Source organism: Phycicoccus sp. CSK15P-2 (genome assembly GCF_016888005.1).
Lineage (GTDB): Bacteria > Actinomycetota > Actinomycetes > Actinomycetales > Dermatophilaceae > Phycicoccus.
Map to the genome: position 1 here is coordinate 47197 of NZ_JAFDVE010000001.1, position 11772 is coordinate 58968.

At 73.0% G+C, this 11772-nt stretch carries 11 protein-coding genes and 1 tRNA gene; 10 read left to right on the plus strand and 2 right to left on the minus strand.

Annotation, left to right across the window (positions count from 1 at the left end):
* The 7 genes from JQN72_RS00255 (at position 1) to JQN72_RS00285 (ending at position 8732) form a co-directional block, all read left to right on the plus strand.
* Positions 1-789 carry a GNAT family N-acetyltransferase gene (locus JQN72_RS00255; RefSeq protein ID WP_204133144.1) on the plus strand — a complete coding sequence of 263 codons (789 nt, stop codon included), beginning with the start codon at positions 1-3 and terminating at the stop codon, positions 787-789.
* 58 nt (positions 790-847) lie between these two features.
* Complete coding sequence (metG, locus tag JQN72_RS00260; protein WP_204133145.1) at positions 848-2647, plus strand: methionine--tRNA ligase; 1800 nt, start codon at positions 848-850, stop codon at positions 2645-2647.
* A 4-nt stretch (positions 2648-2651) separates the two neighbouring features.
* Positions 2652-3506, plus strand: a complete 855-nt coding sequence (locus JQN72_RS00265; protein WP_204133146.1) for a TatD family hydrolase — start codon at positions 2652-2654, stop codon at positions 3504-3506.
* A 335-nt stretch (positions 3507-3841) separates the two neighbouring features.
* Positions 3842-4966, plus strand: a complete 1125-nt coding sequence (locus tag JQN72_RS00270; protein WP_204133147.1) for a resuscitation-promoting factor — start codon at positions 3842-3844, stop codon at positions 4964-4966.
* A gap of 119 nt (positions 4967-5085) precedes the next feature.
* The gene (gene rsmA / locus JQN72_RS00275; protein WP_204133148.1) at positions 5086-5967 is read left to right on the plus strand and encodes a 16S rRNA (adenine(1518)-N(6)/adenine(1519)-N(6))-dimethyltransferase RsmA; all 882 of its coding nucleotides are present in this window, start codon (positions 5086-5088) and stop codon (positions 5965-5967) included.
* Positions 5968-5976: 9 nt separating this feature from the next.
* Complete coding sequence (locus JQN72_RS00280) at positions 5977-6906, plus strand: 4-(cytidine 5'-diphospho)-2-C-methyl-D-erythritol kinase (protein WP_204133149.1); 930 nt, start codon at positions 5977-5979, stop codon at positions 6904-6906.
* Complete coding sequence (locus JQN72_RS00285) at positions 6906-8732, plus strand: ABC-F family ATP-binding cassette domain-containing protein (protein WP_204133150.1); 1827 nt, start codon at positions 6906-6908, stop codon at positions 8730-8732. The genes JQN72_RS00280 and JQN72_RS00285 overlap by 1 nt, the downstream gene beginning before the upstream one ends.
* A gap of 86 nt (positions 8733-8818) precedes the next feature.
* On the opposite strand, the gene JQN72_RS00290 is transcribed toward JQN72_RS00285, so the two are convergent.
* A complete protein-coding gene (locus JQN72_RS00290) occupies positions 8819-9319 on the minus strand; it encodes a MarR family winged helix-turn-helix transcriptional regulator (RefSeq protein WP_204133151.1) in 501 nt (166 codons plus the stop codon).
* A gap of 83 nt (positions 9320-9402) precedes the next feature.
* Between JQN72_RS00290 and JQN72_RS00295 the strand changes: the two genes are divergently transcribed.
* Entirely contained in the window at positions 9403-10212 is an 810-nt protein-coding gene (locus JQN72_RS00295; RefSeq protein ID WP_204133152.1) for a methyltransferase domain-containing protein, read from the plus strand.
* 13 nt (positions 10213-10225) lie between these two features.
* Here JQN72_RS00295 and JQN72_RS00300 read toward each other — a convergent pair whose 3' ends face one another.
* Positions 10226-10837: a TetR/AcrR family transcriptional regulator gene (locus JQN72_RS00300; protein ID WP_204133234.1), complete on the minus strand. Its 612-nt coding sequence runs from the start codon at positions 10835-10837 to the stop codon at positions 10226-10228.
* 264 nt (positions 10838-11101) lie between these two features.
* Between JQN72_RS00300 and JQN72_RS00305 the strand changes: the two genes are divergently transcribed.
* Together JQN72_RS00305 and JQN72_RS00310 are read left to right on the plus strand one after the other, a co-directional pair.
* Positions 11102-11180: transfer RNA gene (locus tag JQN72_RS00305), tRNA-Gln, on the plus strand.
* 289 nt (positions 11181-11469) lie between these two features.
* A complete protein-coding gene (locus JQN72_RS00310; RefSeq protein WP_204133153.1) occupies positions 11470-11727 on the plus strand; it encodes a hypothetical protein in 258 nt (85 codons plus the stop codon).
* Positions 11728-11772 lie beyond the last annotated feature (45 nt).

The following is an 11772-nucleotide window of genomic DNA, read 5'->3' on the forward strand; positions in this document are numbered from 1 at the left end:
GTGTCGCCCGACCCCGCCGCCCTCCTGCGGATCTACTACGAGAACCTGCGTGACTTCTCCGCGCCCACCGCGGTGTCGAGCGTCCGTCTCGGCCCACTGCACCTGGTCACGTTCGCCGGGGGCTTCGGTTTCGTGGCCTACCGTGACCTCGCCGGCGCCGACGCCGGGACCCTCCGCGAGTGGGTGGCTGCCGTCCGGGAGCACTTCGCCGCGGACCGGGCGGTCCACACCGCCGAGTGGAAGACCTTCGGGCATGACGATGCCCCCGGGCTGTACGAGGCCCTCGTCGAGCACGGCTTCGAACGCGGCGAGGAGGAGACGGTGATGATGGGCCCGGCAGCCGGGCTCGTGACCGCCGTCGCCCTGCCGGTCGGGGTCGTCGTGCGGAGGGTCACCGAGGAGGCCGACGTGCGGGCCGTCAGCGCCATGGCCGACACCGCCTTCGGCGACCCCGTCTCGGCCGGGCGCGCCGACGACCTGGTCCGGCGGCTCGCCGCCGACCCGGACGTCGAGCTGTGGGTCGCCGAGGCCGACGGCGTCCCCGTGGGCTCCGGGAGGCTCGAACCGGTGGCGGGAACCGAGGTGGCCGGGATCTGGGGTGGCGCCACACTGCCCGGGTGGCGCGGCCTCGGGATCTACCGGGCGTTGACGGCGGCGCGCGCCCGCTCGGCGCTGCGCCTCGGCAAGAGCGTGCTGCAGAGCGACTCGACTCCGTACTCCCGGCCCATCCTCGAGCGGTCGGGCCTGGTGAGGGTCACGACGACGACCCCCTACGAGTGGCGGCGCTGACCGGACCCCCTCGGCGGCGGCCGAAAGCGGGTTGCGGTGCACGCCTAGGATTCACCGCATGAAGGTGCTCTCCGCCGTCGCCTGGCCGTACGCCAACGGTCCCCGCCACCTCGGCCACGTCGCCGGGTTCGGCGTGCCGTCCGACGTCTTCAGCCGGTACATGCGGATGGCGGGGCACGACGTCCTCATGGTCAGCGGCTCCGACGAGCACGGCACGCCCATCCTCGTCCTCGCCGACCAGGCCGGTGTCACCCCGCGCGAGTTCGTCGACCGCAACCACGCGCTCATCGCCGGCGAGCTCGCCGACCTCGGCTGCTCCTACGACCTGTACACGCGCACGACCACGGCCAACCACTACGCCGTCGCCCAGGAGCTCTTCACCCAGGTGTGGCAGAACGGCTACATGGTCGAGCGCACCCAGCAGGGCGCGATCTCGCCGTCCACCGGCCGCACCCTGCCCGACCGCTTCATCGAGGGTGAGTGTCCGATCTGCCACTACCCGGACGCCCGCGGCGACCAGTGCGACAACTGCGGCAACCAGCTCGAGCCCGAGGAGCTCATCGACCCCCGGAGCAAGATCAACGGCGAGACCCCGGAGTTCGTCGAGACTCAGCACTTCTTCCTCGACCTGCCGGCCCTCGCCGACGCCCTACGCGACTGGCTCGCCGGCCGGGAGGCCTCGGGCACCTGGCGGCCCAACGTCATCCGGTTCAGCCTCAACATCCTCGACGACATCAAGCCGCGCGCGATGACCCGCGACATCGACTGGGGCATCCCCGTGCCGCTCGACGGCTGGCGGGACAACCCGGCCAAGCGCCTCTACGTGTGGTTCGACGCCGTCATCGGCTATCTCTCGGCATCCGTCGAGTGGGCCCGGCGGCAGGGCGAGCCGGAGCGGTGGCGCGAGTGGTGGAACGACCCCGAGGCGCTGTCGTACTACTTCATGGGCAAGGACAACATCACCTTCCACAGCCAGATCTGGCCGGCCGAGCTCCTCGGCTACGCAGGCAAGGGCGACAAGGGGGGTGAGCCGGGCGCCTTCGGCGAGCTCAACCTGCCCACCGAGGTCGTCTCGAGCGAGTTCCTGACGATGGAGGGCAAGCAGTTCTCCACCTCGCGCGGGTACACGGTCCTCGTGCGGGACGTCCTCGACCGCTACGGGCCCGACGGCATCCGCTACTTCATCTGCGCGGCCGGCCCGGAGAGCCAGGACGCGAACTTCACCTGGCGGGAGTTCGTGCAGCGCAACAACTCCGAGCTCGTGGCCGGCTGGGGAAACCTCGTCTCCCGGACCGCCGCGATGGTCGCGAAGAGCTTCGGCGAGATCCCTCGCCCCGGTCCACTCGAGGCGATCGACGACGAGGTGCGCGCCACGGTCCTCGCCGGCTTCGACACGGTGGGCGACCTCATCGGGCGGCACCGGCAGAAGGCGGCGATCGCCGAGGCCATGCGGGTGGTGGGCGAGGTCAACGCCTACGTGTCGCGCACCGAGCCGTTCAAGCTCAAGGGCGAGGACGAGCGTGACCGTCTCGCGACCGTCCTGCACACCCTCGTCCAGTGCGTGTCCGACCTCAACACGATGCTCGCGCCGTTCCTCCCGCACGCCGCCAACCGGGTGCACACCGTGCTCGGTGGCGAGGGCGAGCTCGTCCCCATGCCTCGCCTCGAGACCGTCACCGGGCTCGACCCCGATGACGAGGGTCGCTCCTGGCCGGTCATCACCGGGGAGTACACGACCACCCCGGCCTGGGAGTCGCGGCCGGTCGTCGTCGGCACCCCGGTCGGCAAGCCGGCGCCGGTGTTCACCAAGCTCGACGAGTCGGTCGTCGACGACGAGCTGGCGCGGGCCGGGGCCTGACCCGATGACGTCCCAGCCGAGCCGGCGCGGGGAGCCGGAGCCGCCGGACCCGCTGCCCATCCCCGTCGTCGACAACCACACCCACCTCGACATCAGCCGCGAGGGCGGGACGGTGGGCGTCGACGACCTCGGGCCGGCCCTGCGCGCCGCCGCCGCGGTGGGCGTCGACCGTGTCGTCCAGATCGGCTGCGACCCTGCGGGCAACGAGTTCGCGGTCGCGGCCGCGGAGGCGCACCCGGCGGTCCTCGCCGGTGTCGCCGTCCACCCGAACGAGGCGCCGGGGCTGGCCGCCGCCGGGTCCCTCGACACCGCGCTCGCGCGGGTCGAGGAGCTCGCGGGGCATCCGCGGGTCCGGGTCGTCGGCGAGACCGGGCTCGACCACTACCGCACCGGGCCCGAGGGCCATGCCGCGCAGGAGGAGTCCTTCCGCCGGCACGTCGACATCGCCAAGCGCACCGGCCGGGCGCTGCAGATCCACGACCGCGACGCCCACGCCGACGTCCTGCGGGTCCTCGCCGAGGAGGGTGCTCCGGAGCGGACCGTCATGCACTGCTTCTCCGGCGACCTCGACCTGGCCCGGGAGTGCGTGGCGCGCGGCTACCACCTGTCGTTCAGCGGGACGGTGACGTTCAAGAACGCGAAAGGTCTGCGGGACGCGCTCTCGGTGACCCCGCTCGAGCTCGTGCTCGTCGAGACCGACGCCCCGTACCTCACGCCGCACCCGTGGCGAGGCGCCTCGAACAGCCCGATGCTCGTCCCGCTCACGGTGCGAGCAATGGCTGCGACCCTGGGGGTCGCGGTGGCGACCCTCTGCGAGGCCGTGAGCGAGAACTCCGAGCGGCTGTACGGCCCGTGGTGACCCCACGCCGTCCGGTGTCCGCCGGGGTGCCGGGGTCCCGCCGAGCGGGATGAAGGATGTGACGGGTGAGACGAGTGGGACGGATGTGACGGGATATCACTCGTCCGATCGGCCCTTCCTGAGAGGAGGCCGTTACCGAAACTTGACCGTCGTCCCGCTGGTCCTGCACGGTGGAGGGAAGAAGGCCGGGGCCGGACCGCCCCGGACGACTCACGTGAGCGCCCTCCCGGCGACGAGGCCGGCGGGCGCGTTCTCGTGCTCGACACCCCTGGTCGAGGCCCTCGCGGCAGCGTCCGGACGCCGGTGCCCGGGACGCCCCACCTCTGGAGATCTCGTTGCTCAACCGCCCCCTCCGCCACGTCGCCCAAGGCTCCGCGGCCCTCGTCGTCGCGCTCGGCTCGGTCGGTGTGGCCCACCTCGACAAGGCCGTCGCCCTGACCGTCGACGGCTCGCCCAGCTCGGTCCACGTGTTCGGCTCCACGGTCCGCGACGCGCTGGAGAAGAAGGGCATCACGGTCGGCGAGCACGACGTCGTCGTCCCGTCCCTCGACTCCCCGATCGCCGACGGCGACCGCATCTCGGTGCGTTTCGGCCGCCAGCTCCGGCTCACGGTGGACGGTGAGACGCGCGAGTACTGGACCACCGCGACGACCGTCGGCGACGCTCTCCGGGACCTCGGCCTGCGGGCCGAGGGTGCCGTGCTCAGCGCCTCCCGGTCCCAGCGCCTCGGCCGCGAGGGTCTCGCGATGACGATGACCACCCCGAAGCAGGTCTCTCTGGTCGTCGGCGGTGACGAGCGCAGCGCGAGCACCGTCGCCGCCACCGTCGGGGACGTCCTGGCCGAGGTCGGCGTGACGCCGGACGGCGACGACATCGTCCGCCCGAAGGCCGGCACGGCCGTCGAGGACGGGATGAGCATCGTCGTCCAGGTCGTCACGAAGAAGACCCGCACCGTCACCGTGGACATCCCGCACGAGACCGTCGAGAAGAGCGACTCGTCGATGCGCAAGGGCGAGCGCAAGACGGTGACGAAGGGGCGGGACGGCTCCAAGGAGCAGGTGCGCGTCGCCACGTACATCGACGGCAAGTACGACAGCCGCGTCGTGAAGTCCGAGAAGGTCGTGCGCAAGCCGGTCACCGAGGTCGTCAAGGTGGGTACGAAGTCCGCGCCGTCCGCGAAGCGTGACGCCGGCAACACCTCGGGCGCGGGCATCAACCTCGCGAACGCCGCGATGTGGGACCGCATCGCCCAGTGCGAGTCCGGCGGCAACTGGTCCATCAACACCGGCAACGGTTACTACGGCGGCCTCCAGTTCGCCACGGCCTCCTGGCTGGCGAACGGTGGCGACGACTTCGCGCCGCGCGCCGACCTCGCGTCGCGGGCCGAGCAGATCACGGTCGCGAACCGGTACTACGCCAAGGCGGGTCTGTCGCCCTGGGGCTGCGCGCACGCCGCCTGACCTCTCCGGGGTGCGCGACACCCCGCTTCGTCCGCCAGACCCCGGCTCCGAGCCGGGGTCTGGCGGACATTTCGGGGTGACCCCGAAATGTCCGGGTCGGGCGTGGCTAGGGTGACCGCGTGACGGACGCCCCCGACCCCGCCGCCTCGGCGCTGCTCGGAGCTGCGGACGTCCGGGAGCTCGCCGCCCGGTACGGCATCCGGCCCACGAAACAGTGGGGGCAGAACTTCGTCGTCGACGGCAACACCGTGCGCCGCATCGTGCGCGTCTCCGGGGTCGGGGCGGACGACGTCGTCGTCGAGGTCGGTCCCGGGCTGGGCAGCCTCACCCTCGCCCTGCTGCCGGTGACGCGCCGGGTCGTCGCGCTCGAGGTGGACCCGGCCCTGGCCGCGGCGCTCCCGGCCACCGTCGCGGCCCGGGCGCCCGGTCTCGCCGACCGGCTCGACGTCGTCCCCGCGGACGCGCTCGCCGTCACCGGGCTGCCCGGCCCGCCACCCACGGCGCTCGTCGCCAACCTGCCGTACAACGTGTCGGTCCCGGTCGTCCTGCGGATGCTCGAGTGCTTCCCGTCCATCGCGTCGGTGCTCGTCATGGTCCAGCTCGAGGTGGCCGAGCGGCTCGCCGCCCCGCCCGGCTCGCGCACCTACGGCGTCCCGAGCGTGAAGGCCGCCTGGCACGCCGACGTCCGCCTCGCCGGGACGGTGTCGCGCAGCGTCTTCTGGCCCGTGCCGAACGTCGACTCCGGGCTCGTCGCGATGACCCGCCGGGAGCCGCCGGACGTCCCGGTCTCCCGCGAGGAGGTCTTCCGGGTCGTCGACGCGGCCTTCGCGCAGCGTCGCAAGACGCTGCGCGCCGCGCTCGCCGGATGGGCCGGCTCGCCCGCGGCGGCGGAGGCGGTCCTCGTCGCGGCGAGGGTCGAGCCCCGCACGCGCGGTGAGCAGCTCGGCGTCGAGCAGTTCGCCCGGATCGCCGCCGCGAGGACGGCTCCGGCGTCTGGCTAGGGTGAGGTCATGACCGCAGCCCCGCTCGTGCCCGGCCCCGTGACCGTGCGCGTCCCGGCGAAGGTCAACCTCGAGCTCCTCGTCGGCCCCTGCCGGTCGGACGGCTACCACTCGCTCGCCACCGTCTACCAGGCCGTGGGGCTCTACGACGACATCACCGTCGCGGCGGCCGACGACTTCGGCGTCAGCGTCGGCGGCCCGCTCGCCGACGGCGTCCCCACCGACGACGACAACATCGCGCTCCGCGCCGCCCGGCTGCTCGCCGACCGGCACGAGGGGTCCCCGGTGCACGTGAGCATCCGCAAGGGCATCCCCGTCGCGGGAGGGATGGCGGGTGGCTCCGCCGACGCCGCGGGGACCCTCGTCGCGCTCGACCACCTGTGGGGGCTCGACCTCGTCCGTGAGGAGATCGAGGAGATCGGGTCCGAGCTCGGCAGCGACGTCCCGTTCCTCGTCGCGGGCGGGACCGCGATGGGCAGCGGACGGGGGGAGCGGCTCGCGCCGGTGCTCGCCCGGGGGACGTACCACTGGGTGCTCGCCCTCGCCGACGGCGGGCTCCCCACGCCCGAGGTCTACGCCGAGTGCGACCGGCTGCGAGGCGCCCACGACGTGCCCGAGCCCGTCGCGACGCCGACCCTCATGGCGGCACTGCGCACCGGCGACCCGCACGAGCTCGCGACCCAGCTGACGAACGACCTCCAGGAGGCCGCGGTCTCGCTACGCCCCGACCTGGGCGAGACGCTCGCGGCCGGCATGGAGTACGGCGCCCTCGGAGGCATCGTGTCCGGCTCCGGACCCACGTGCGCGTTCCTCGTCGAGACCACCGAGGCCGGTATCGACCTCGCCGTCGCCCTGACCGCGAGCGGGGTGGCCGCCGACGTGCGGCGGGCGAGCGGCCCGGTGCACGGCGCGCACGTCATCCACCACCGGGTCGACTAGTGCCCAACCTCGTCTCGGTCGAGCGCGCGTCCCTCGCGCTCGGCACCACCCAGGTGCTCGACGCCGTCTCCCTCGGCGTGAACGGTGGCGACCGGATCGGCGTCGTCGGCCGCAACGGTGGCGGCAAGACGACCCTCCTGCGGGTGCTCGCCGGCACCCGCGTGCCGGACGACGGCCGGGTCGCCCGGACCCGCGGGCTGCGGGTCGGCGTCCTCACCCAGGACGACTCCCTGGACCCGGGCTCCACCGTGCGCACCGCCGTCCTCGGTGGGCTGGCCGAGCACGAGTGGGCCGCCGACCCGAGGGTCCGTGACGTCCTCACCGGGCTGCTCGGCGGGCTCGACGCACCGGTGGTCGGTGGGCTCGGCGCCTCCGTCGGTCCGCTGTCCGGTGGGGAACGGCGCAGGGTCGCGCTCGCGGCGCTGCTCGTCGACGCCCCCGACCTGCTGCTGCTCGACGAGCCCACGAACCACCTCGACGTCGAGGGCGTCGCCTGGCTCGCCGAGCACCTCGCCGGCACCCTCGCCCGCCCGGACACCGGGCTCCTCGTCATCACCCACGACCGGTGGTTCCTCGACGCCGTCGCCACGCAGACCTGGGAGGTCGGCAGCGGTGCGGTGCACCAGTACGACGGTGGCTACGCGGCCTACGTCCTCGCCCGTGCCGAGCGCGAGCGGATGGCGGGAGTGCTCGCCGAGCGGCGCGACAACCTGCTGCGCAAGGAGCTCGCCTGGCTGCGCCGGGGCGCACCGGCCCGGACGAGCAAGCCGAGGTTCCGCGTCGAGGCAGCCACCGCGCTCATCGCGGACGAGCCCCCGCCGCGCGACGACGTCGAGCTCCTGCGCTTCGCGTCCACACGCCTGGGCAAGGACGTCGTCGACCTCCTCGACGCGCAGCTGACGGTGGGGGAGCGGGTGCTCCTCGACCGCTTCACCTGGCGGCTCGGGCCGGGGGACCGGATCGGTCTGGTCGGGGTCAACGGGGCGGGCAAGTCGACCCTGCTGCGGGCCGTCGCCGGCGAGGCGCCGCTCGCCGCGGGAAAGCGCAAGGTCGGCGTCACGGTGCGCCTGGCGTTCCTCACCCAGGAGGTCCGCGAGCTCGACGCGTACCGCGACCGCCGGGTCATCGAGGCGGTGGAGAACGTCCGGTCCGTGGTCCGGCTCGGGAGGAAGGAGCTCTCCGCGTCCCAGCTGGCGCAGCGGCTCGGCTTCAGCGGGCCACAGCAGCAGGCCCGGGTGGGCGACCTCTCGGGCGGTGAGCGGCGGCGCCTCCAGCTGACCCGCCTGCTCATGGACGAGCCGAACGTGCTGCTCCTCGACGAGCCCACCAATGACCTCGACATCGACACCCTCACCTCGCTCGAGGACGTCCTCGACGGCTGGGCGGGCACGCTCGTCGTCGTCTCGCACGACCGGTACCTCCTCGAGCGGGTCTGCGACCGTCAGCTCGCGCTGCTCGGGGACGGCCGGCTGCGTGACCTGCCCGGCGGGGTCGAGGAGTACCTCCGGCTACGGCACGCGCTCGTCGAGGAGGGGGAGGGCTCCCGTCCGGCGACCGCGATGCCCTCCGTCCCGGCCCCGGCCCCGGCGCAGGCGGTGGACGGACCGACTCCCGCGCAGGCGAGGGAGGCCCGCAAGGTGATGGCTCGCGTCGAGAAGCAGCTGGCCAGGCTCACCGAGCGCGAGGAGCGGCTGCACGCAGCGATGGCCGACGCCGCGACCGACCACGGGAAGGTCCTCGAGCTGACTCGTGAGCTGCGTGAGGTCGGCGAGGAGAAGGACGCCCTCGAGCTCGAGTGGCTCGAGGCGGCCGACGTCGTCGGCTGACCGTCCACCCCGACCCCGGCTCCGTGGTCCGCCCGGGACGCGACGGCCCCCGCCCCGGAGCGCGGACGCCCGGAGCGGCCCGGGGGTCAGGTGCGCCCGGACTCGAAGGGGGTGAGCAGGCGGCGCAGCAGCGTCGACAGGACGGCCTGGTCGTCGTCGTCGAGCTCGGCGAGGAGCTCGCGCTCGCCGGCGAGCAGCTGGGCGAGGGCGTCGTCCACCGCGCTCATCCCCTCCTGGGTGAGCCGCACGAGGACGCCCCGGCGGTCGCCCGGGTCGGGGTGGCGCTCGACGAAGCCTCGGGCGGTGAGACGGTCGACACGGTTGGTCATCGTCCCGCTCGTCACGAGGGTCTCGGCGACAAGGTTGCCGGGGCTCAGCTCGTAGGGAGCCCCGGTGCGACGCAGCGCGGACAGGACGTCGAACTCCCAGCCCTCGAGCCCGGTGCCGGAGAAGGCGCGGCCGCGCGCGAGGTCGAGGCGGCGGGCGAGCCGGGAGACACGGGAGAGGACCTGGAGCGGGGAGACGTCGAGATCGGGTCGTTCTCGACGCCAGGCGGAGACGATACGGTCGACGTCGTCAGCGGACATGGCCGAATGCTACTCCTCGTCAAGTATCTTGACATCGAGATATATCGGATGCATGCTGGCGGGCGACATCGAGGAGGATGGCCATGCGGACCACGGTGAGCTGGGACCCGAGCGCCTACGGGCAGTTCGCTCAGGAGCGGTCGAGGCCGTTCGACGACCTCGTGTCGCGGGTCGGTGCGGACGAGCCCGGGATGGTCGTCGACCTCGGTTGCGGCAACGGTCCGATGACGCTGCTCCTGGCCGAGCGCTGGCCCCAGGCCCGGGTCGTCGGCATCGACTCCTCGGAGTCGATGCTGGAGGCTGCCCGGTCGCTGGACGCCCGGGACCGTGTCGAGTGGGTGCAGGCCGACCTGCGCGACTGGGACCCGGCGTCCCTCGGCGAGGCGCCCGACGTCATCGTCACGAGCTCCACGCTCCAGTGGGTCCCCGGGCACCTCGACCTCGTCGGCCCGTGGGTGGAGGCACTTGCCGACGACGGCTGGCTCGGGCTCCAGGTGCCGGGCAACTTCGACGCGCCGAGTCACTCCCTGATGCGGGAGATCGCGGCCGGACACCCGCGCGCAGGCGAGCTCACGGCGGCACTCGACGTGCCGTCGGTCGGTGAGCCGGCGACGTACCTGCGCCTCCTCGTCCGGCTTGGGTGTGCGGTCGACGCGTGGGAGACCACCTACCTCCACATCCTCGACCCCGACGCCCAGGACGAGAACCCGGTGCTGTCGTGGGTGACCGCGACCGGGCTGCGACCGGTGCTGGACCTCTTCGAGGACGACGACGACCGCGCCGCGTTCGTCGACCCCTACGCCGCGGCGCTCGCCGAGGCGTACCCGCGGTCGTCGGCCGGGGTGATCTTCCCGTTCCGCCGGGTCTTCGCCGTCGCGCACCGGGTCCGCTGAGGCGGCGTCGCGGTCAGCCCTGCTCGAGGGTCTCCGGGGTGAGCTCGGGCTTCGGCTCCAGGCCGGTGAGCCCGTTCCACGCGAGGTTGACGACGTGGGCCGCTACTTCGTGCTTCTTGAACTTGCGGTTGTCGAGCCACCACTGACCGGTGAGCGCCACCATCCCGACGAGCATCTGCGCGTACATGGGTGCGGCCTTGGGGTCGAGCGAGTGCTTCTTGAACTGGGCGGCGAGGATGTGGTCGACCTGGCTCGAGATGTCGCTCATCAGGCTCGCGAAGGAGCCGGTGGCCTGCCCGGCCGGGCTGTCCCGCACGAGGATCCGGAAGCCGTCGGTGTTGTGCTCGACGTAGTCGAGGAGCGCGAGGGCGGCGCGCTCGATGAGCTGGCGTGAGGTGCCGCCGGAGTCGAGGGCGTGCGTGACGCCACCGAGGAGGGCTTCGATCTCGCGGTCGACGACGACCGCGTAGAGCCCCTCCTTGCCGCCGAAGTGTTCGTAGACCACCGGCTTCGAGACGCCCGCAGAGGAGGCGATCTCCTCGATGGTGGCACCCTCGAAGCCCTTGTCGGCGAAGTGCTTCCGGCCGATGCCGATCAGCTGCTCGCGCCGTTCGCGGCCCGTCATGCGGGAGCGAGAGGCGCGGCTCTTCTTCCCCCCGTTGTGTTCGCTCACCCGCACATTGTGCCCCCGGGTGGTGGTCCGGTACGGGATGGGGTCGTGCGGCGCGTGGCCGTCCGATGGCCCGACGAGGGTGCGCGACATGCGGACGTCGGGCGCTCGCCGTCGGCATGTCGCGCGCCCTCGCCGGGTGGGTGGGCGGACTGCGGGCGGTCGGTCGGCGCGTGGTGCTGGACTACCCTCGACGGAGCCGCCCCGTGGGGGTGGCGGTCCCCGGTTGGTCTGCTGGCAGGGCCCGCCTGACTTTGAATCAGGACAAGCGACGTAGGTTCGATTCCTACCCGGGGAGCGGCAGCGGCCGAGCTGGCGAGGCCGTGCCGAGCCCCCGGGGAGGAATCTGGGGAGCGCCGGTCGGGGCGGCGACGGAGGAGCCGGGCCGACGGCGCGGCGCCTACCCGGGGAGCGGCAGCGGCCGAGCTGGCGAGGCCGTGCCGAGCCCCCGGGGAGGGATCCAGGGAGCGCCGACGAAAGGCCCGCATCCATCCCCGCCGGTCACGTTCCGCGAGATCGCATCGTCCGTTCGGACGATTTTGGTGGCATGATATCCGAAACGGACGGCATCGGCGGACGGAGATGGTATGGGCACCCAGATGGTCAACGAGGCGCTCCGCTGGATCTTCTGGGGGCTCCTCTACCTGGCCGTGACGCTGACCTCGATGGTGTTCTTCTTCGGTGTGCTCTCCGGCCACGTCTCCGGGCCGGTCCGCTGGGCCATGCTGGGCGTGTTCCTCTTCGGGATCGCCCTCGACATCCGGCAGAAGGTGCGTCGCCGCCGCGAGACCCCGAGGCGCCCGCCCGGTGGCGGCCACCTCGCACCGTCCCCGTCCCGGGTCTGAGCGTCGCAGCCCACCCGGGGCGGTGGCCCCGACGGGCGCGACGGC